The sequence below is a fragment of the Streptomyces sp. SCUT-3 genome, assembly GCF_014083985.1.
Taxonomy (GTDB): Bacteria; Actinomycetota; Actinomycetes; order Streptomycetales; family Streptomycetaceae; genus Streptomyces_H; species Streptomyces_H thermolineatus.
This window is the reverse complement of the sequence record NZ_CP046907.1, coordinates 1,415,853-1,435,424: the sequence shown is the minus strand read 5'-3', so window position 1 is coordinate 1,435,424 and position 19,572 is coordinate 1,415,853. Positions and strand designations below refer to the sequence as shown.

13 protein-coding genes and 2 pseudogenes are annotated in these 19,572 nt (G+C 75.5%); 8 read left to right on the top strand and 7 right to left on the bottom strand.

Annotated features, from left to right (window positions below; all coding sequences use genetic code 11):
* Nucleotides 1–12 precede the first annotated feature (12 nt).
* Together GQS52_RS06250 and GQS52_RS06245 are read right to left on the bottom strand one after the other, a co-directional pair.
* Nucleotides 13–924: a sucrase/ferredoxin-like family protein gene (locus GQS52_RS06250; protein WP_182312161.1), complete on the bottom strand. Its 912-nt coding sequence runs from the start codon at nt 922–924 to the stop codon at nt 13–15.
* Between the two features lie 113 nt (nt 925–1,037).
* Nucleotides 1,038–3,494 (bottom strand): DNA topoisomerase IV subunit A, encoded by a 2,457-nt coding sequence (locus GQS52_RS06245; RefSeq protein WP_182312158.1) that lies wholly within the window; start codon nt 3,492–3,494, stop codon nt 1,038–1,040.
* Between the two features lie 214 nt (nt 3,495–3,708).
* On the opposite strand from GQS52_RS06245, the gene GQS52_RS06240 reads away from it, so the two are divergent.
* From GQS52_RS06240 to GQS52_RS06230, 3 genes are all read left to right on the top strand, one after another.
* Nucleotides 3,709–5,094: a pitrilysin family protein gene (locus GQS52_RS06240; RefSeq protein WP_182312155.1), complete on the top strand. Its 1,386-nt coding sequence runs from the start codon at nt 3,709–3,711 to the stop codon at nt 5,092–5,094.
* Complete coding sequence (locus tag GQS52_RS06235; protein WP_182312153.1) at nt 5,094–6,485, top strand: pitrilysin family protein; 1,392 nt, start codon at nt 5,094–5,096, stop codon at nt 6,483–6,485. Before GQS52_RS06240 ends, GQS52_RS06235 begins: the two co-directional genes overlap by 1 nt.
* Before the next feature lie 294 nt (nt 6,486–6,779).
* A complete protein-coding gene (locus tag GQS52_RS06230; protein WP_182316249.1) occupies nt 6,780–7,445 on the top strand; it encodes a GntR family transcriptional regulator in 666 nt (221 codons plus the stop codon).
* Nucleotides 7,446–7,646: 201 nt separating this feature from the next.
* Here the strand turns inward: GQS52_RS06230 and GQS52_RS06225 are convergent, their stop codons facing one another.
* On the bottom strand, nt 7,647–7,940 hold the full coding sequence (locus GQS52_RS06225; protein ID WP_182312150.1) for an HPr family phosphocarrier protein: 294 nt from the start codon (nt 7,938–7,940) through the stop codon (nt 7,647–7,649).
* A gap of 147 nt (nt 7,941–8,087) precedes the next feature.
* Between GQS52_RS06225 and GQS52_RS06220 the strand changes: the two are divergent.
* The 4 genes and pseudogenes from GQS52_RS06220 to GQS52_RS06205 all read left to right on the top strand — a co-directional run bounded on the left by GQS52_RS06220 (nt 8,088) and on the right by GQS52_RS06205 (nt 13,549).
* A pseudogene (locus tag GQS52_RS06220) lies at nt 8,088–10,909 on the top strand (GNAT family N-acetyltransferase).
* A 117-nt stretch (nt 10,910–11,026) separates the two neighbouring features.
* Complete coding sequence (locus GQS52_RS06215; RefSeq protein WP_182312147.1) at nt 11,027–11,614, top strand: DUF5998 family protein; 588 nt, start codon at nt 11,027–11,029, stop codon at nt 11,612–11,614.
* On the top strand, nt 11,614–12,810 hold the full coding sequence (locus GQS52_RS06210; RefSeq protein WP_182312143.1) for a nucleotide pyrophosphatase/phosphodiesterase family protein: 1,197 nt from the start codon (nt 11,614–11,616) through the stop codon (nt 12,808–12,810). Before GQS52_RS06215 ends, GQS52_RS06210 begins: the two co-directional genes overlap by 1 nt.
* A gap of 67 nt (nt 12,811–12,877) precedes the next feature.
* Entirely contained in the window at nt 12,878–13,549 is a 672-nt protein-coding gene (locus GQS52_RS06205; RefSeq protein WP_182312140.1) for a thymidine kinase, read from the top strand.
* A 176-nt stretch (nt 13,550–13,725) separates the two neighbouring features.
* On the opposite strand, the gene GQS52_RS06200 is transcribed toward GQS52_RS06205, so the two are convergent.
* The gene (locus GQS52_RS06200) at nt 13,726–14,502 is read right to left on the bottom strand and encodes a VOC family protein (RefSeq protein WP_182312137.1); all 777 of its coding nucleotides are present in this window, start codon (nt 14,500–14,502) and stop codon (nt 13,726–13,728) included.
* Between the two features lie 199 nt (nt 14,503–14,701).
* On the opposite strand from GQS52_RS06200, the gene GQS52_RS06195 reads away from it, so the two are divergent.
* Entirely contained in the window at nt 14,702–15,541 is an 840-nt protein-coding gene (locus GQS52_RS06195) for a sulfurtransferase (RefSeq protein ID WP_182312136.1), read from the top strand.
* A 90-nt stretch (nt 15,542–15,631) separates the two neighbouring features.
* On the opposite strand, the pseudogene sepH reads toward GQS52_RS06195, so the two are convergent.
* The 3 genes and pseudogenes from sepH to GQS52_RS06180 form a co-directional block, all read right to left on the bottom strand.
* Nucleotides 15,632–16,626: pseudogene (sepH, locus tag GQS52_RS06190) on the bottom strand (septation protein SepH).
* A 392-nt stretch (nt 16,627–17,018) separates the two neighbouring features.
* Nucleotides 17,019–18,260, bottom strand: coding sequence for a D-arabinono-1,4-lactone oxidase (locus tag GQS52_RS06185; protein WP_259371052.1), 1,242 nt, complete (start codon nt 18,258–18,260; stop codon nt 17,019–17,021).
* 25 nt (nt 18,261–18,285) lie between these two features.
* Complete coding sequence (locus tag GQS52_RS06180) at nt 18,286–19,572, bottom strand: MFS transporter (protein ID WP_182312130.1); 1,287 nt, start codon at nt 19,570–19,572, stop codon at nt 18,286–18,288.

The window sequence follows — 19,572 nt, the reverse complement described above, 5'->3', positions numbered from 1 at the left end:
GCGCGGGCGGGGTCACGCGGGAGGCAGCGGGTGCACGTCGCGGGCGGTGAAGCGGGCGGGGGAGGCCGGTTCCGCGCCGCAGCTCTCGGGCCTCGGCGGTACGGAGGAGCCCTGCTCGACCGCGACCCGCCACCGCCGCCCGTCGGTGTGGCGCACCAGGACGGTCCGGTGCGGGGCGGCCCCCGCGGCCGGCTCCGCCGTCAGCGCGTCGGCGCGGTCCTCGCCGGTGAGGGCGCGCACCGCCAGCTCGGCGGCCTGGCCGGGGCGGTCCCAGGTGGAGCGCCCCCGGCACAGCCCGGTGACGACCCGCCCCTCCCGCACCCCCTCGACGACCTCCTTGACGTGCCGGGCGTCCACGCGGCCGTAGGCGTAGCCGTGGGGCAGGACCAGGACGGTGGGGGCGAAGCGGTGGCCGCCGATGTGGGTGATCTCCCAGACCTCGGCGCCGTCCAGGTGCGCCAGGTCGCCGGCCAGGGGGCGTCCCAGCAGCGCGCAGCAGCGGTCGCGCTTGCCGTTGGTGCACACGCACACCAGCGGGTCGCCGGTCCACGGCTCGCCCCAGCCGCCGTGGTCGCCGTGCCCGGCCGCGGCCGGGTCCAGGCCGCGGAGCCCGGCCGGGTCGTCGAGGACGGCGTGGCGGATCCAGGAGTTGCCGGGGGCGGTGTGGGCGAGGAAGACGTGGTGACGCGCGGGCCCGTGGCGGTCGGCGTGGCGGCCCGGGCGGCGGACGAGCGCGATCCGGGTGCCCGTGCCCTCCGCCGACGCCTCCAGTTCCCGGCCGAGCGCGGGGTCGAGGTGGCCGGAGGTGAGGGCCTTGGCGCCCCAGGGGCCGGGCTGCTCCACCAGCAGCCAGGTGCGGGCCGTCGCCGCGGTCGCGGTGAGCGGCTCGTCCAGTTCGCGGGAAGCGGTCGCACAGGTGATCACTCAGGGCAGCCTAACCCGTGCCGGATCCCCGGGCGCGGTCGGATCCCCGGGCGCGCCCGGGTGGGAGCAGGCTGCTCCCACCCGGGCGCGCCGGCCCGGTCACACGGGGCCGGTCACACGGGCCCGGCGACCGCGGCGACCGGGCCGGCCAGCGGCATGCCCGAGCCGTCGCGGCGCGGGTCGCGCTCGGGCAGCTCGGCCGGCCGGCCGTCCGCCTGTGCCGCGAGGGCGGGCGCCTGCCCGGCCCACGCGAACACCAGCCGGTTCTCGCCCTTGACGAACCGCTGGCAGCGCACGCCGCCGGTGGCCCGGCCCTTGCGCGGGTACTGCTCGAAGGGGGTCAGCTTCGCGCTGCCCTGCTCGGAGCCGTCGAGGGTGTCGGCGGCGTTGGCGACGGTCAGGACGACCGCGTCGGAGGCCGGGTCGACGGCGGTGAAGGAGAGCACCCTCGCGCCCTCGCCGAGCTTGATCCCGGCCATGCCGCCGGCCGCCCGTCCCTGCGGGCGGACCTGGGACGCCGGGTAGCGCAGCAGCTGCGCCTCGGAGGTGATGAAGACCAGGTCCTCCTCGCCGGTGCGCAGCTCCACCGCGCCGACGATCCGGTCGCCCTCGCGCAGCGAGACGACCTCCAGCTCCTCCTTGTTGGCCGGGTAGTCGGGCACCACGCGCTTGACGACACCCTGCTCGGTGCCGAGCGCCAGGCCGGGGGAGGACTCGTCGAAGGTGGTCAGGCACAGCACCCGCTCGTCCTCGCCCAGGGCGAGGAACTCGGAGACGGCGGCCCCCCCGGCCAGGTTGGGCGCGGTCGTGCCGGGCGGCAGCGCGGGCAGGTCCACGACCGGCAGGCGCAGCAGGCGGCCGGTGCTGGTGACGGCGCCCACCTCGCCGCGGACGGTGGCGGGCACGGCGGAGACGATCACGTCGTGCCGGGTGCGGCGGGCGTCCTCCTCCGGCGCCTCGAACGGGTCGCCGCCGGGGGTGCGGGCCAGCAGCCCGGTGGAGGAGAGCAGGACGCGGCAGGGGTCGTCGGCGACCTGCAGCGGCACCGAGGCGGCCGGCGCCGCCGCGGACTCCAGCAGGACGGTGCGCCGCTCGGTGCCGAACTTCTTCGCGACCGCGGCGAGTTCGCCCGAGACCAGTTTGCGCAGCTCCGCGTCGGAGTCCAGGATCCGGGTCAGCTTCTCGATCTCGGCCCGCAGGTCGTCGCGCTCGCCCTCCAGCTCGATGCGGTCGAACCGGGTGAGGCGGCGCAGCGGGGTGTCGAGGATGTACTGGGTCTGCACGTCCGTCAGCGAGAAGCGCTCCTTCAGGCTCTCCTTGGCCTGGGCGGCGTTGTCGCAGGAGCGGATGATGCGGATGACCTCGTCGATGTCGACCAGGGCGGTGAGCAGGCCCTCGACGAGGTGGAGGCGGTCGCGCCGCTTGCCGCGCCGGAACTCGCTGCGCCGGCGCACGACCTCGAAGCGGTGGTCGATGTAGACCTGCAGGAGCTCCTTGAGCCCCAGCGTCAGCGGCTGGCCGTCGACCAGGGCGACGTTGTTGATGCCGAAGGAGTCCTCCATCGGCGTGAGCTTGTACAGCTGCTCGAGCACGGCCTCGGGGACGAAGCCGTTCTTGATCTCGATGACCAGGCGCAGCCCGTGCTCGCGGTCGGTGAGGTCCTTCACGTCCGCGATGCCCTGGAGCTTCTTGGCGTTGACCAGGTCCTTGATCTTGGCGACGACCTTCTCCGGGCCCACGGTGAAGGGCAGTTCGGTGACGACCAGGCCCTTGCGGCGGGGGGTGACGTTCTCGATCGAGACGGTGGCGCGGATCTTGAAGGTGCCGCGGCCCTTCTCGTAGGCGTCGCGGATGCCGTTCAGCCCGACGATCCGGCCGCCGGTGGGCAGGTCGGGGCCGGGGACGAACCGCATCAGGGCGTCGAGGTCGGCGTTCGGGTACCGGATCAGGTGCCGCGCGGCGGCGACGACCTCGCCCAGGTTGTGCGGGGGCATGTTGGTGGCCATGCCGACCGCGATGCCGGAGGCGCCGTTGACCAGCAGGTTGGGGAAGGCGGCCGGCAGGGCGACGGGCTCGGACTCCTGGCCGTCGTAGTTGGGGGCGAAGTCGACGGTGTCCTCGTCGATGGACTCCACCATCAACGAGGCGGCGCCGGCCATCCGCGCCTCGGTGTAGCGCATGGCGGCGGGCGGGTCGTCGTTGCCCAGGGAACCGAAGTTGCCGTGGCCGTCGACCAGCGGCAGGCGCATGGAGAACGGCTGGGCCATGCGCACCAGCGCGTCGTAGATGGAGGCGTCGCCGTGCGGGTGGAGCTTGCCCATCACCTCGCCGACGACGCGGGCGGACTTGACGTACCCGCGCTCGGGGCGCAGCCCCATCTCGTTCATCTGGTAGACGATCCGCCGGTGCACGGGCTTGAGCCCGTCGCGGGCGTCGGGGAGCGCGCGCGAGTAGATGACCGAGTACGCGTACTCGAGGAAGGAGCCCTGCATCTCGTCGACGACGTCGATGTCGAGGATGCGCTCCTCGTAGTCGTCTCCCGGCGGGGTCTTCGTGCTGCGGCGGGCCATCGGGCGGCTGCTCCTTCGTGGCGTTTCGGTGTTCGTGCCGTTGCGGTGCCTGGGGCCTGGACATGGCTGACGCGCACCATTGTGGACCTCGCCGCCGACAACCGTGACCGTGCCCCGGTCCGCAGCGCTCCCGGCGCGGGAACTTCGCGGTACGCGGGCACGCTTCCATAGAGTGCTGCCAAGGACGTCACGCGACCGGAAGGACATCATGCTCATGGGCCACACGGCCACACCCCAGGCGCGATCGGGCGGCCTGAAAGCGACCGAGCACCGCCTGGCCAACGGCCTGCGCGTCGTGCTCTCCGAGGACCACCTGACCCCGGTGGCCGCGGTCTGCCTGTGGTACGACGTCGGCTCGCGGCACGAGGTGAAGGGGCGCACCGGGCTCGCCCACCTCTTCGAGCACCTGATGTTCCAGGGCTCGGCCAACGTGCACGGCAACGGCCACTTCGAGCTGGTGCAGGGCGCGGGCGGGTCGCTCAACGGCACCACCAGCTTCGAGCGGACGAACTACTTCGAGACCATGCCGGCGCACCAGTTGGAGCTGGCGCTGTGGCTCGAGGCGGACCGGATGGGCAGCCTGCTGACCGCGCTCGACGAGGAGAGCCTGGAGAACCAGCGCGACGTCGTCAAGAACGAGCGCCGCCAGCGCTACGACAACGTCCCCTACGGCACGGCGTTCGAGCGCCTGGTGGCCATGGCGTACCCGGACGGGCACCCCTACCACCACACCCCGATCGGGTCGATGGCCGACCTGGACGCGGCCTCCCTGGAGGACGCCCGGGCCTTCTTCCGCACCTACTACGCGCCCAACAACGCGGTGCTGTCGGTGGTCGGCGACATCGACCCGGAGCAGACCCTGGCCTGGGTGGAGAAGTACTTCGGCTCGATCCCCGGCCACGACGGCAAGCCCGCCCCGCGCGACGGCTCCCTGCCCGAGGTGATCGGCGGGCAGCTGCGGGAGGTCGTCGAGGAGGAGGTCCCCTCGCGCGCCCTGATGTCGGTCTTCCGGCTGCCGCACGACGGCACCCGCGAGGCGGACGCCGCCGACCTGGCCCTGACCGTGCTGGGCGGGGGCGAGTCCTCGCGCCTGTACAACCGGCTGGTGCGCCGGGACCGTTCGGCGGTGGCGGCGGGCTTCGGGATGCTGCGCCTGGCCGGCGCGCCGTCGCTGGGCTGGCTGGACGTGAAGGCGTCCGGCGGCGTGGAGGTCCCCGTGATCGAGGCGGCCGTCGACGAGGAGCTCGCCCGCTTCGCGCAGGAGGGGCCGACCCCGGAGGAGATGGAGCGGGCCCAGGCGCAGATCGAGCGCGAGTGGCTGGACCGGCTGGGCACGGTGGCCGGCCGGGCCGACGAACTGTGCCGCTACGCGGTGCTCTTCGGCGACCCCCAGCTGGCGTTCACCGCCGTGGGGCGGGTGCTGGAGGTGACCGCGGACGAGGTGCGCGCGCAGGCCGCGGCCCGGCTGCGTCCCGACAACCGGGCGGTGCTCGTCTACGAGCCGACCGCCCCGGCGGAGGGCCCGGCCGGCGAGGCCGGCGACGAGGCGGCCGGCGGCGAGGCCGGCGAGGAGAACGAGGCGAAGGGCGAGGACGCCTGATGACGGACACCGCAGCCACCATGACGTTCCACCCGCAGCCGCAGGGCGGCCCGCCCAGGCCGTGGGACTTCCCCGCCCCCGAGCGGGCCGTCCTCGGCAACGGCCTGACCGTGCTGCACTGCCACCGCCCCGGCCAGCAGGTCGTTGCGGTGGAGGTGCTGCTGGACGCGCCGCTGGACGCCGAGCCCGAGGGCCTGGACGGCGTCGCCACGATCGCGGCCCGGGCCCTGAACGAGGGCACCGCCCGGCACTCCGCGGAGGAGTTCGCCGCCGAGCTCGAGCGCTGCGGCGCCACCATGGACGCGCACGCCGACCACCCCGGGATGCGCGTCTCCCTGGAGGTGCCGGCCTCGCGCCTGGAGCGGGCGCTGGGCCTGCTGGCGGACGCCCTGCGCACCCCGGCGTTCGACCGGGCCGAGATCGAGCGGCTGGTCGGCAACCGGCTGGACGAGATCCCGCACGAGCTGGCCAACCCGGCCCGCCGCGCCGCGATGGCCCTGTACAAGGAGCTGTTCCCGGCCGGTTCCCGCATCTCCCGGCCGCGGCAGGGCACCGCGGAGAGCGTCGCGCGCATCGACGCGGACGCGGCGCGGGCCTTCTACACCGCGCACGCCCGCCCGTCCACCTCGACCCTGGTCCTGGTCGGCGACCTCACCGGCACCGACCCGGTGGCGCTGCTGGAGCGGACCGTGGGGGAGTGGAGCGGCGGTGCGGCGCAGCCGCGCCCGGTGCCGGCGATCACCTCCGACGACGCCGGCCGCGTGGTGATCGTCGACCGCCCCGGCGCGGTCCAGACCCAGCTGCTGATCGGCCGTACCGGGCCCGACCGGCACGATGCGGTCTGGCCGGCGCAGGTGCTCGGCACCTACTGCCTGGGCGGCACGCTGACCTCCCGGCTGGACCGGGTGCTGCGCGAGGAGAAGGGCTACACCTACGGGGTGCGGGCCTTCGGGCAGGTGCTGCGCTCGGGCCCGGACGGGGCCGGCGGGGCGTCGATGCTGGCGATCAGCGGCTCGGTGGCCACCGAGGTGACCGCGCCGGCGCTGGAGGACGCCTGGCAGGTGCTGCGCACGCTCGCCGAGGAGGGGCTGACCGACGACGAGCGCGACGTCGCGGTGCAGAACCTGGTCGGCGTGGCCCCGCTGAAGTACGAGACGGCGGCCGCCGTCGCCGACACCCTGGCCGACCAGGTCGAGCAGCACCTGCCGGACGACTTCCAGGCCCGGCTGTACGCCCGCATGGCGTCCACCGGCACGGTGGAGGCGACCGCGGCCGTGGTGAACGCCTTCCCCACCGACCGGCTGGTCGTGGTCCTGGTGGGCGACGCCGCGCGGATCGAGGAGCCGGTGACCGCCCTGGGCCTGGGCCCGGTCCGGGTGGTCCGCGGCTGAGCCGCCCGCCCGGCCCGCCCGGCCCGCCCGGACCGGCGGCCCCGCCCGCCGCCCGCCGCCCCGGCCCCGACGCGCACCCGCGCGTCGGGGCCGGGGCGGCGCCGCGTCCGGGCCCGGAATCCGCGTCCGGGGACTCCGGCCGGGAAATCACCATGGATTTCCCGGCGCGGTCGGAGAATCCGCTCCCCTGGAATAGAGTCGCGGAAGGATGTCAGTCTTCCGCGGTGCTGCGGGAATTCGGGGCAGGGGACCGGCGATGCGGAATCGGTTGTGAACGGGAAGGGCGACGGGGACGTGCGCGTCCCCGTCCGGTCGGTGTGCCGGGCGATCAGAGACGACATCGTCGCCGGGTTCCACCCGCCGGGCAGTAGGCTCACCGAGGAGTCGCTGGCCCGCCGCCACGGGGTCTCCCGGGTGCCGGTGCGCGAGGCCCTGCGCACCCTGGAGTCCGAGGGCTTCGTGACCGTGCGGCGGCACGCGGGCGCCTCCGTGGCCGAGCCCTCCGAGCACGAGGCGGCCGACCTGCTGGAGATGCGCGCCCTGCTGGAGCCGCTGGCCGCCGAGCGGGCCGCCCGGCGGCGCACCGAGGCCCATCTGAGGGTGCTGCGCGGGCTGGTCGCCCTGGGCCGGGAGCGGACGACCGCCCGGGACGGCGTCCCCGGGGCGGCCCCGCCGGAGGAGTGGTTCCACGACACCCTGGCGCGGGCGTCGGGCAGTCCGAGCCTGGCCCGGGTCCTGACCGGCCTGCGCCGGAAGATCGCCTGGGTGTTCACGGTGGACGGGCAGGCGGCCGCCGCGCACTCCTGGGAGGAGTACGGGGCGATCGTCGACGCGGTGGCCCGCCGGGACGCCGAGCGGGCGCGCCGGGCGGCGGCCGGGCACGTGGAGCGGACCGCGGGCGCCCACCGGCTGCGGCACCCGCCGCGCACGGCCGCGCCGCGGGGCGCCGGCGCCCGGTGAGCGTGCCGAAACCTGCCGTAAACATTCCCGGTACCCGTGCTTGACAACAATGACGTAGAAAAGCCGGGGGGATTCCGAGGAATTCCCCCGGCGTCCGGCACGGGATTTCCCGGGCGGCTCTCCCCGGGGCGGACGTCCCGGGATTCTCCCGTCGGCGTGAATCGGCGTCCACCGCGCCGGGGAGGAATTCCCCGGGGGCCTTCAGGCGGTCCCGGGAAGCTCGTCCAGCCCCTCGGAGACCAGCTCGGCCAGCCGGTCCAGAGCGGCCTCGGCGCCCTCGGCGCCGGAGGCCAGGACCACCTCGTCGCCGCCCTCGGCGCCCAGGCCGAGCACGGCGAGGATGCTGGCGGCGTTGACCGGACCGGTGCCGGCGCCGCCGCCGGCCCTGGCGATCGTCACGGGGACGCCGCAGGAGGCGGCCGCGCGCACGAGGATCGAGGCGGGGCGGGCGTGCAGGCCCTCGGGCCAGCCGACGGTGACGCGGCGTTCGACCATGGCGGAAGTCCTCCGAACGGTTGGCGGTCGCGGGCGTCCCGGCGCGGACGCGGGCCGCGCGCGGTCCCTCCCACGGTGCCCGGTGCGGTGCGCCGCCGCGAACCGGGGGACGCCCCGGAAACGGCCCTGTACGCATACCCTGTGCCCATGCAGACCTCGCAGGAGCGTGCCTACCCGGTCCACTGGGAAGCGGACGTCGTGCTGCGGGACGGCGGCACCGCGCACGTCCGCCCCATCACCCCCGACGACGCCGAGCGGCTCGTCCACTTCTACTCGGAGGTCTCCGACGAGTCGAAGTACTACCGCTTCTTCGCCCCGTACCCGAGGCTGTCCGACCGCGACGTGCACCGCTTCACCCACCACGACTACGTGGACCGGGTCGGCCTGGCGGCCCTGGTGAACGGCGAGTTCATCGCCACCGTCCGCTACGACCGCACCGACGGCGCCGGCCGCTCGGCCTCGGACGGGGCGCAGGCCGAGGTGGCCTTCCTCGTGCAGGACGCCCACCAGGGGCGCGGCGTGGCCTCGGCGCTGCTGGAGCACATCGCCGCGGTGGCCCGCGAACGCGGCATCCGGCGCTTCGTCGCCGAGGTCCTGCCCGCCAACCGCAAGATGATCAAGGTCTTCACGGACGCCGGCTACACCCAGCGGCGCAGCTTCGCCGACGGCGTGGTCCACCTGGAGTTCGACCTCGAGCCCACCGAGGCGTCCGTGGAGGTCATGCGGGCCCGCGAGCAGCGCGCCGAGGCACGTTCCGTGCAGCGGCTGCTCACCCCGCGCTCGGTCGCGGTGATCGGCGCGGGGCGCTCGCCCGGCTCGGTGGGCCGCAGCGTCGTCGGGCACCTGCTGGAGGCGGGGTTCACCGGCCGCGTCCACGCGGTCAACCGCTCCTACCCCGCGGACCAGCACGTCCTGGAGCCCGAGGGGATCCCGGCCCACCGCAGCGTCTCCGAGATCGAGCAGCCTGTCGACCTCGCCGTCGTGGCCGTCCCCGCCGACCAGGTCGTCCCCGTGATCGACGACTGCGGCGCCCACGGGGTGCAGGGGCTGGTCGTGCTCACCTCGGGCCACCCCCACCCGCCGGCCCTCCCCGGCGCGGGCGCCCCCGGCGCCCCCGCACCGGCGCACGCCCCCGCCGCGGCCGTCGACAGCCGCGAGTGGCAGCGCTCCCTGGTGCGCCGGGCCCGCTCCTACGGGATGCGGATCATCGGCCCCAACGCCCTCGGTGTGATCAACCTCGCCGAGGAGGTCCGGCTCAACGCCTCCCTGGTCCCGCACGCACCCGCCGCGGGCCGGATCGGACTGTTCACCCAGTCCGGCGCCATCGGCCTCGCCCTGCTCGACGAGGTGCACCACCGCGGCGGCGGCCTGTCCTCCTTCGTCTCCGCCGGGGACCGCGCCGACGTCTCCGGCAACGACCTGATCCAGTACTGGCACGACGACCCGGCCACCGACGTCGTCCTGATGTACCTGGAGTCCTTCGGCAACCCGCGCAAGTTCACCCGCCTGGCCCGCCGTACCGCCGCCGCCAAGCCGCTGGTCGTCGTCAAGAGCGGGCGGCACCCCGGCGCCGTCCCGGCCGGGCACAGCGTCCCGCACACCCGCATACCCGACTCCACCGTCGACGCGCTCTTCCGCCAGGCCGGCGTCATCCGGGCCCAGACCGTCACCGACATGCTCGACACCGGCCTGCTGCTCGCCTTCCAGCCCCTGCCCGCCGGGCCCCGCGTCGCGGTCCTGGGCAACTCCGAGTCCCTCGGGCTGCTCACCTACGACGCCTGCCTGACCGCCGGCTGAGCCCGCGCCACCCGCTGGACCTGACCACCGAGGCCGTCCCCGAGGACTTCCGGCGCGCGCTGGCCGCGGCCGTGGCCGACCCCGGATGCGACGCCGTCGTCGTCACCGCCATCCCCCGGGTCGACACCGCCCAGGACCCGGACGGCCGGGGCGACCGCGAGCTCGCCGACGCGCTGCGCGAGGCGGCCCTCGGCAGCGACAAGCCCGTCCTCGTCGTCCACTTCGCCTTCGACCAGCTGCCCGGCAGGCTCGCCGGTCCCGCCACCCGCATCCCCGCCTACCCCTCGGCCGAGCGGGCGGTGCGGGCCCTGACCGAGGCGGTCCACTACGCCGACTGGCGCCGCCGGGCCGCCACCCCCGGCCGCGTCCCGCAGTTCGAGGACATCCGGCCCGCCGAGGCGGCCAGGGACGTGGCCGCCTGGCTGGACGCGGCCGACGCCGAGCGCCCCGGCGCCGCGGCCCCCGACGGCCCCGGCGTGCCCCTGGCCGAGGACACCGCAGCCCGGCTGCTGGCCCACTACGGCATCACCGTCCACCCCGCCCTGCCCGCGCCCGGGGCCGAAGCCGCCCTGGCCGCCGCCGAACGCCTCGGCTACCCCGTCGCGCTCAAGGCCACCGCACCCCACCTGCGCCACCGCGCCGACCTCGGCGGGGTCCACCTCGACCTCGCCGGCCCCGCCGAACTGCGCCGCGCCTACGGCGAACTGACGTCGCGCCTGGGCAAGCCGGACGAGATCCGCCCGGTCGTCCAGCGGCTCGCGCCCCGCGGGGTGGACACCGTGGTCCGCGCCACCGTCGACCCGAGGCTGGGCGCGGTCCTGGGCTTCGGCCTGGCCGGCGCCCCCTCCGAACTGCTCGGCGACCTCGCCCACCGCCTGCTGCCCGCCACCGACCGCGACGTCGCCGAACTGGTCCGCTCCATCCGGGCCGCCCCGATGCTCTTCGGGTACCGGGGAGCCCAGCCCGTCGACACCGCGGCGCTGGAGGAACTGCTCCTGCGGGTCGCGGTCCTGCTCGACGACATCCCCGAGGTCGTCGGGGTCGACCTGGAACCGGTGGTCGTGGCCCCGCAGGGCCTGTCCGTGCTCGGCGCCTCGGTGCGCATCGCGCGCCCGCCGGCGCGCACCGATCTCGGCCCCAGGGCCCTGGCGCCGTGGTCCACCGCCGAGTAGGCCGCATGCGGTGCCGGGACGGGCCCCGGCGCCGGGACCGGTGCCGGGGCCGCTGCGGGGAGGGGAGCCGCCGCGGCCGTCACGACCCGGCCCCCGCCACGGCTTAGGATGGAGCCCATGGCGAAGACCGGTACGACGACCCAGGGGCTGCGCGCGGCCATCGAGCGCAGCGGCTACTACCCGGCTCTTGTGGCAGAGGCCGTGGAGACCGCGGTCGGCGGCGACCCCGTGGTGTCCTACCTGGTCCACCAGGAGACCACCTTCGACGCCAACGAGGTCCGCCGGCACGTCACCGTGCTCGTCCTCACCCCGCACCGCTTCATCGTCAGCCACACCGACGAGCAGGCGGTCGACGAGAACTCCCCGACCCCGCACGCGACGACCTCCACCGAGTCGGTGCGGATCGACCGGATCTCCTCGGTGGTCCTCAGCCGGGTCGTCGCCAACCCCGAGGCGTACACGCCGCGGACCCTGCCGCGCGAGGTCGTCCTGACCATCGGCTGGGGCGCGGTCAACCGCATCGACCTCGAGCCGGCCGGCTGCGCCGACCCCAACTGCGAGGCCGACCACGGCTACACCGGCTCCTCGACCGCCGACGACCTGTCGCTGCGGGTCAGCGAGGCGGGCGACGGCCCCGAGACGGTGCGGCAGACCCTCGCCTTCGCGCAGGCGCTCTCCGAGGCCACCGCCGCGGCCGCCCGCTGATGGCACACCCGGTGCGGTCCTCCCCCTACGGCTGGGAGGACCCCGAGATCCTGGACCACCGCTCGGCCCCCGTCCCCCGCTACGGCAGCGCCTCGCTGGCGGACCTGCTGCCCGCCCTCGCCGCCGGCCTCGAAGTGCCCGGTGCCGCCTCCGGCCTGGAGCTGGCCCCGGCCGACCGGGTCTGCGTCTTCCTCGTCGACGGCCTCGGCTGGGAACTGCTGCGCGCCCACCCCGACGAGGCACCGTTCCTCACCTCGCTGCTGCACACCTCCACCGGCGGCACCGGCACCCCGCTGACCGCCGGGTTCCCCTCGACCACCGCCACCTCGCTGGCCTCGGTCGGCACCGGCCTGCCGCCGGGGCAGCACGGACTGGCGGGCTACAAGGTCGCCGTCCCCGGCACCGGGCAGCTGATGAACCAGCTGCGCTGGGAGCCGTGGACCGACCCGCACGCCTGGCAGCCCCACCCCACGGTCTTCGCCCGCGCGCACGCCGCCGGGGTGGAGACCTGCCAGGTCTCCTCGCCGCTGTTCGCCACGACCCCGCTGACGAAGGTCGCGCTCTCCGGCGGCACGTTCTTCGGCCTGATGTCCGGTGAGGAGCGCATGGACCTGGCGGCCGAGCGGCTGGCCGCCGCCGACCGCACCCTGGTCTACACCTACTACAGCGACCTGGACGCCGCGGGCCACCGCTACGGCGTGGACTCCGACGCCTGGCGGGGGCAGTTGATGACGGTCGACCGGCTCGCCCGGCGCCTCGCCGAGCAGCTGCCGCCCCGCGCCGCGCTGTACGTCACCGCCGACCACGGGATGATCGACATCGCCCCCGAGGACCGGATCGACTTCGACGAGGACTGGGAACTGAGCGCCGGCGTCGCCCTGCTCGGGGGCGAGGGCCGGGCCCGCCACGTCTACGCGGTCCCGGGAGCCGCCGGGGACGTGCACGCGGTGTGGAGCGAGGTGCTCGGCGACCGGATGTGGGTGGCCACCCGCGACGAGGCGATCGACGCGGGCTGGTTCGGCCCCGTCGTCGACGAGCGCGTCCGCGGCCGGATCGGGGACGTGGTCGCCGCCGCCTGCGACGACGTCGCGGTCGTCGCGAGCCGCGCCGAGCCGGGGGAGTCTTCGATGATCGGTCTGCACGGCTCGATGACCCCGGTCGAGCAGCTCGTCCCGCTCCTCGAGCTCCGCACCTGACCCGCGCCCGCCGGCGCCCGCCCCGACCGGCCCGAGACGGCCACCGCACCGAAAGGTCCCCGCACGCATGCCCGAACTCGTCTTCTTCTCAGGGACGATGGACTGCGGAAAGAGCACGCTGGCCCTGCAGATGGACCACAACCACTCCGCGCGCGGCCGACGGGGAATGATCTTCACCCGGCACGACCGGGCCGGACAGGGCGTGCTCTCCAGCCGCCTGGGCCTGTCCACCCCGGCGATCGAGGCCGACGACGCCTTCGACTTCCACGCACACGTCGTCGCCCACCTGGCCGCCGGCGGCCGCACCGACTACGTCATAGCCGACGAGGCCCAGTTCTTCACCCCGGAGCAGGTGGACCAGCTGGCCGGGATTGTCGACGACCTGGGCGTCGACGTCTTCGCCTTCGGCATCACCACCGACTTCCGCAGCAAGCTCTTCCCCGGCTCCCAGCGGCTGGTCGAACTCGCCGACCGGGTCGAGGTGCTCCAGGTCGAGGCGCTGTGCTGGTGCGGGGCGCGGGCGACCCACAACGCCCGTACCGTCGGGGGCCGGATGGTCGTGGAGGGCGCGCAGGTCGTGGTCGGCGACGTCGGCCGGCCCGAGGCGGACGGCGCGGCCGGGGCGGTCGTCGGCTACGAGGTGCTGTGCCGCCGGCACCACCGGCTCCGGGCCACGGCCGCGACCGCGCGTGCGGCCGCCGTCCACCGGCAGGCACTGCCGGCGGACGCGCGGGGCTGAACACCCAGGGGAGCACCCGCCGGTGCCCCGCGTGCACGGTACTCCGTGTGCACGGTGCTCCGCGTGCCCGGTGTCCGCGTGCCCGTGCATCCCGGCGCCCTGCGGGGCCGTGTGCCCTCCTGCGGGGCGCCGATGCGGGGGCGCCGGTGCGGGGGAGACCGGTACGGGTGCCGGGCCTACCGTCCTGCGGCGACCACGACGAACGCGGCCCCCGCCTGGTCCGTCAGCTCCGCCTGCCGTCCGTGCGGGGTGTCGTGGGGTTCGCGGACCACGTCGCCGCCCAGCTCGACGGCCCGCCGGGCCGTCGCGTCCGCGTCCTCGACGGCGAAGTGGGGGACCCACCGCGGGCCCCGGCCGCGCGGCATCGGCGTGCCGATGCCGCGGATCCCGGCGACGGGCACCCCCGCCGACCTGAGCACGGCGTAGTCGTACCCGGGGGAGCCGGCCGCTTCCGCCTCCACGCCGAAGGCGCAGGTGTAGAACTTCTCCACCGAGGCCGTCTCACGGGTCACCAGCTCGTTCCACACCAGGGTGCCCGGCGTGCCGGGGGTGTCCGCGCCCTGGAGGAGTTCGGGCTGCCACACCCCGAACACCGCGCCCGCGGGGTCGGAGGCGATCACCATCCGCCCCGCCTCGTCCGCGTGCAGGGGGCCGACCGCCACCGTCCCCCCGCACTCCCTGACTGCCTCGGCGGTCTGGTCGATGTCCTCGCTCAGCAGGTAGACCGTCCACATCACCGGCAGGTTCCGGCGGCCCGGGGGGATCTCGCCGATCCCGGCCACCTGGTACTCCCCCAGCACGGCCCCCGCGTAGGGCCCGAAGGACAGCTCGACCTTCCGGAACTCCCAGCCGAACAGGGCGTTGTAGAACTCCTGCGTCGCACGCAGGTCGGGGGTGAGCAGACTGACCCAGCAGGGTGACCCCTGCGGGCGGGAGGCCGCTGCCTCGGTCATCGACGCACTCCTTGTGGGTGTGGTTGCCGTGCCGTATCCGATGCTGTCACTCCTGGGCGCGCGGTGCGCCCCGGCCGCGCCGGTGTCGCGGCGGCACTTGGCCGCCCGCCGCCCCGTCCGTCCGGTTACGGCCGTTTCGCCCCTCCGGGAGGGCCGGCGCCCCGGGCGGGGCGGCGGCGCCCGGGACCACAATGGGCGCATGGACACCGTGATCACCGCAGCCGAACTGGCCCGTGCGCAGAGGGCGTCCGGCGCCGCGCCCGTCGTGCTCGACGTCCGCTGGGAACTCGGCGGACCACCCGGACGCCAGGAGTACGAACGCGGCCACGTGCCCGGCGCCGTGTACGTGGACCTGGACACCGAACTCGCCGGCCCGCCCGGCCGGGCCGGCCGCCACCCGCTCCCCGAGCCCGAGGCGTTCGCCGCCGCCATGCGCCGGGCCGGGGTGTGCACCGGCAGCGAGGTGGTCGCCTACGACGGCGGCACCGGGTGGGCCGCCGCCCGCGCCTGGTGGCTGCTGCGCTGGGCGGGCCACGAGCGGGTGCGCGTCCTCGACGGCGGCCTGGCCGCCTGGCGGGAGGAGGGGCTGCCGCTGCAGACCGCCACCCCGGCGCCGGCGGAGGGCGACTTCACCGCCCGGCCGGGTGCCGTGCCCGTGCTCACCGCCGACGGCGCCGCGGCGCTGGCGCGCACGGGCGTACTGCTGGACGCCCGCGCCGCGGAACGGTACCGGGGCGAGACCGAGCCGGTCGACCCGGCGGCCGGCCACATCCCCGGGGCGCTGAGCGCCCCGACGGGGGAGAACCTCACGCCCGATGGCCGGTGGCGCACACCGCAGGAGCTGGCCGACCGCTTCGCCGCGCTCGGCGTGCGGCCCGGCACCGCGGTCGGCGTCTACTGCGGCTCGGGGGTGTCGGCGGCGCAGCAGGTGCTCGCCCTGGAGCGGGCGGGGATCGCGGCCGCCCTCTACCCCGGCAGCTGGAGCGAGTGGTGCGCCGACCCGGCCAGGGAGGTGGCCACCGGCCCCGCCCCGGGCTGAGCCCTCCCGGCCGCCCCGACGCCCGCGGGCCCCGGGCCGCCGCGAACGGCGGGCCGGGGCCCGGACGGTGCGCGCGCGTGCGCGCCCCGGCTAGTCCTGCTTCTTGCGGCGGCTGCCGAAGACGATCTCGTCCCAGCTGGGCACGGTCGCCCGGCGCCCCGGGCGGACGCCGTCCGCCTCCGCCTGGCGGTCGGTGCTGCCCACCAGGCGGTCGCGGTGGCCCGCCACCGAACGCGGCATCAGGATGTCGGCGTAGGCCGCTCCGGCGCTCGCCGCGGGGCGGGCGGAGCGGCCTCGGCGGCCTCGTCCTCCTCCGGCTCCGGGGCGGACGCCGCCGGGGCCTCGGGCACCACCATGTCGCCGCGGAAGCTCGGCACGGCCTCCAGCAGGCTGGTCAGCGAGTCGCGCTCCTCCGCCGCCGGGGCGGCGTCGTGGCCGTCGTCGCGGGGCTGCGTGCGGTCGCGGGGCAGCCGGGCGATGCGCGGCACGAAGGGGAAGGTCGGCTCGGGCTGGTCGAAGCTCTCGCCGATCAGCGCGCGGGCCTCGTCGTCCACGGCCTGGACCAGCCGCCGGGGCGGGTCGTACGTCCAGCTGGCGGAGTGCGGCTCGCCGGCGACCCGGTAGACCAGCAGGACCTCCCAGACGCCGTCGTCGCGGCGCCAGGAGTCCCACAGGTCGCTGTCCTTCTCGGCGCCGCGCAGCAGCAGCCGCTCCCTGACCGCCTCGCCGAGCGGCGGGCCGGTGCTCTCGCCCTGCCGGCGGACGGGGGTCTTGCGGGCCCGCTCGGCCATGAACGCCCGCTCGGCGAGCACGGGGCCCTCGAAGCGGCGCACCCGCTCGACCGGGATGCCGGCGAGCTGGGCGACCTCCTCGGCGGTGGCTCCCGCCCTTATCCGGGCCTGGATGTCCCGGGGCCGCATGTGGCTCTCGACCTCGATCTCGATCTGGCCGAGCCGGGCGCGGTCGTTGCGTACGGCGGCTCTGAGGCGCTCGTCGATCGGAAGCGTGTATTCCGTGTTGTCGGCAGCCTTGAGCACCAATCGTGTGCCGTCGTTGCTGACGGCCACGACACGCAGATCGGGCATGGGTACCTCCCGGATGGTGCCTGCCGACGTCACGTGCGTCGCTGCTCCCGATGAACGAGTGTGACCTGCCCGGGTACAGCCAGCCACAACCTTGCAGATTCGCCCGGCGTGTCGCTCGCCCGACGCGAGCTGCCGCCGCAGCAACCGTTACCTGTCGATGACTCCCCGTAGTCGGTTGCGTCGTTCGGGAAGTACATGTCCGGAGGGGGCCGGGTTCGTCACACTACTGCATCCGCCCCCGGGGGAGCAGCACCGCGCGCGGAACTTCACCGGCGCGCCGCGACGGCACGGCGATGTTCACGAAATCTCCCCGAACGGAGCGTGCCGTTCCGCCGGGCCCGGCCGTTCCGCCGGACCCGGCGGTCCGACCGGGCCGGCGGAACCGCGGTCCGTCACCCGCCGAGCACGCGCCACAGGTAGTCGTTGCCGAACACCCGCTGCGGGTCCAGCCGGTCCCGCAGCGCGGTGAACTCGCCGAAGCGCGGGTACACCGCCTCCAGTTGCGCGGCGTCGCGGCTGTGCAGCTTGCCCCAGTGCGGGCGGCCCAGGTGCGTGGTCATGATGTCCTCGACGTCGCCGAAGTACTCCTGGTGGGGAGTGCCCCGGTACATGTGCACCGCGATGTAGACCGAGTCGCGGCCGGACGCGGTGGACAGGCAGATGTCGTCGGCCGGGGCGGTGCGGACCTCGACGGGGAAGCTCACCAGGTGCCCCGAGCGGTCGATCATCCCCTTGAGCTCGCGCAGGGCCGGGACCGCGGCCTCCCGGGGGAGCGCGTACTCCATCTCCACGAAGCGCACCCGCCGGGGACTGGTGAAGACCTTGTAGGAGGTGTCGGTGTAGCTGCGGGCCGACAGCGCCCGGCCGGCCAGGCCGGCCACCGCCGGGACGCTGGAGGGGGCCGCCCGGCCCAGGGCGCAGGCGGCGCGGAAGGCGCCGTTGGACAGCAGCTCGTCGTCCACCCAGCCGCGCAGCCGGGGCAGCGGGGCGGCCGGGCCCGGGCTGCGGTTGTTCCGCTTGGTGGTGCAGTTCTCGGTGTGCGGGAACCAGTAGAACTCGAAGTGCTCGTTCTCCGCGACGAGCCGGTCGAAGCCGTCCGTCACCTCGTCGAACGTCATCGGCTCCTCCCGGGCGTGCAGCAGGAACGCCGGCTCCACCCGGAAGGTGACCGCGGTGACCACGCCCAGCGCGCCCAGCCCGATCCGGGCGGCGGCGAACAGGTCGGGGCGCTCGGCGGCGGAGCAGCGCACCACCGAGCCGTCCGCGGTGACCATCTCCAGCGCCTCGATCTGCGCGCTGACCGAGGCGGAGTCGCGCCCGGTGCCGTGGGTGCCCGTCGAGGTGGCCCCGGCGACCGTCTGCTCCATGATGTCGCCCATGTTGGTCAGGGCCAGTCCCAGCGAGGCGAGCCCGGCGTTGAGCCGCTTCAGCGGCATGCCGGACCCGACGGTGACGGTCATCGCCTCCAGGTCGACCCGGTGCACCGCGTCGAGCCGGTGCGGCAGGAGCAGGACGCCGTCGGTGGCCGCCGCCGGGGTGAAGGAGTGGCCGGTGCCGGCCGCCTTGACCCGCAGCCCCTCCCCGGCCGCCCGCCGCACCGCGTCGGCGACCTCCTCGGCGGAGGCGGGGGCCACAGTCCGCCGCGGCCGGACGGTGACGTTACCCGCCCAGTTGCGCCACGGTGCCGTTCCGCCCCGCCCCGTCCCCGCGGTCCTCGTGGTGGTCCTGGTGGTGCTGGTGCTCGTTCGCACGGGCCTTCCCCTCCTCCGGCGCCGGCCGCAGCCGGCGGTACCCGGGGAACGCCACCACCGAGGCGAGCGCACCGGCGGCCACGGCCACCCCGAAGGCGGCGTGCGCCCCGACCGCGTCCACGGCCCGTCCGGCGGCCGAGGAGCCGATCGCCACGCCGACCGCCAGACCGGTGCCGGTCCAGGTCATCCCCTCGGTGAGACGGGTGCGCGGCACGAGCTCCTCGACCAGCGCCATGGTGGTGACCATCGTCGGGGAGACGGACATGCCCGCGACGAAGAGCGCCACCGCCAGCGACGGCAGGTTCCCGACCAGTAGGAGGGGGATCATACTCACGGACATCGCGGCCACCCCGATCAGGAAGCGGCGGGACGCGTGGCCGCGGGGGCTCAGCAGTCCGAAGACCACTCCCGACAGGCACGAGCCCAGGGCGTAGACGGCCAGCACGGGGCCGGCCGCGGTCTTGTGGCCGGCCGCCTCGGCCCAGGCCACCGTCGCCACGTCGACGGCACCGAAGACCGCGCCGGTGGCGGCGAAGACGGCGACCAGCACCCGCAGTCCCCCCGAGCGCAGCGGGGACGGCCCGCGGTGGTGCGCCACCGGGTGCGGCGGGGGCTCGGTGGAGCGCTGCGCGGTCAGCAGCGCCACCCCGACGGCCAGGAAGACCGCCGCGAGCAGGGGGCCCGCCTCGGGGAACCAGACGGTGCACAGCCCGATGGACAGGACGGGCCCGACGATGAAGCAGATCTCGTCGACCACGGACTCGAAGGAGTACGCGGCGTGCAGGCGCGGGGTGCCCCGGTACAGCGCCGCCCACCTGGCGCGGACCATCGCGCCCACGCTGGGCGTGCAGCCGGCCGCCGCGGCGAAGGCGAACAGAGTCCACTGCGGTGCTCCCAGGCGTACGCACAGCAGCATCCCGGCCACCGCCGCCACCGCCACCGCCGCGGCCGGCCGCAGCACCCGGCGCTGCCCGAAGCGGTCCACCAGCCGCGACACCTGCGGGGCCAGCACCGCACCCGACACGGCGGTGGTGGCCGCCAGCGCGCCCGCGAGGCCGTACCTGCCGGTGACCTGCGAGACCATGGTGACGATGCCGATGCTCAGCATCGACAGCGGCATGCGGCCGACGAGGCCCGCCGCGGAGAACGCACGGGTGCCGGGGACGGCGAAGATCGCACGGTAGGGACTGGGCAC

Excerpts from the sequence above, each read along its gene's own strand:
- GQS52_RS06225 (WP_182312150.1), bottom strand. The coding sequence starts at position 7,940 with ATGGTCGAACGCCGCGTCACCGTCGGCTGGCCCGAGGGCCTGCACGCC.
- GQS52_RS06210 (WP_182312143.1), top strand. The coding sequence starts at position 11,614 with ATGGCACACCCGGTGCGGTCCTCCCCCTACGGCTGGGAGGACCCCGAG.
- GQS52_RS06195 (WP_182312136.1), top strand. The coding sequence starts at position 14,702 with ATGGACACCGTGATCACCGCAGCCGAACTGGCCCGTGCGCAGAGGGCG.
- GQS52_RS06235 (WP_182312153.1), top strand. The coding sequence starts at position 5,094 with ATGACGGACACCGCAGCCACCATGACGTTCCACCCGCAGCCGCAGGGC.
- GQS52_RS06240 (WP_182312155.1), top strand. The coding sequence starts at position 3,709 with ATGGGCCACACGGCCACACCCCAGGCGCGATCGGGCGGCCTGAAAGCG.
- GQS52_RS06200 (WP_182312137.1), bottom strand. The coding sequence starts at position 14,502 with ATGACCGAGGCAGCGGCCTCCCGCCCGCAGGGGTCACCCTGCTGGGTC.
- GQS52_RS06245 (WP_182312158.1), bottom strand. The coding sequence starts at position 3,494 with ATGGCCCGCCGCAGCACGAAGACCCCGCCGGGAGACGACTACGAGGAG.
- GQS52_RS06215 (WP_182312147.1), top strand. The coding sequence starts at position 11,027 with ATGGCGAAGACCGGTACGACGACCCAGGGGCTGCGCGCGGCCATCGAG.
- GQS52_RS06205 (WP_182312140.1), top strand. The coding sequence starts at position 12,878 with ATGCCCGAACTCGTCTTCTTCTCAGGGACGATGGACTGCGGAAAGAGC.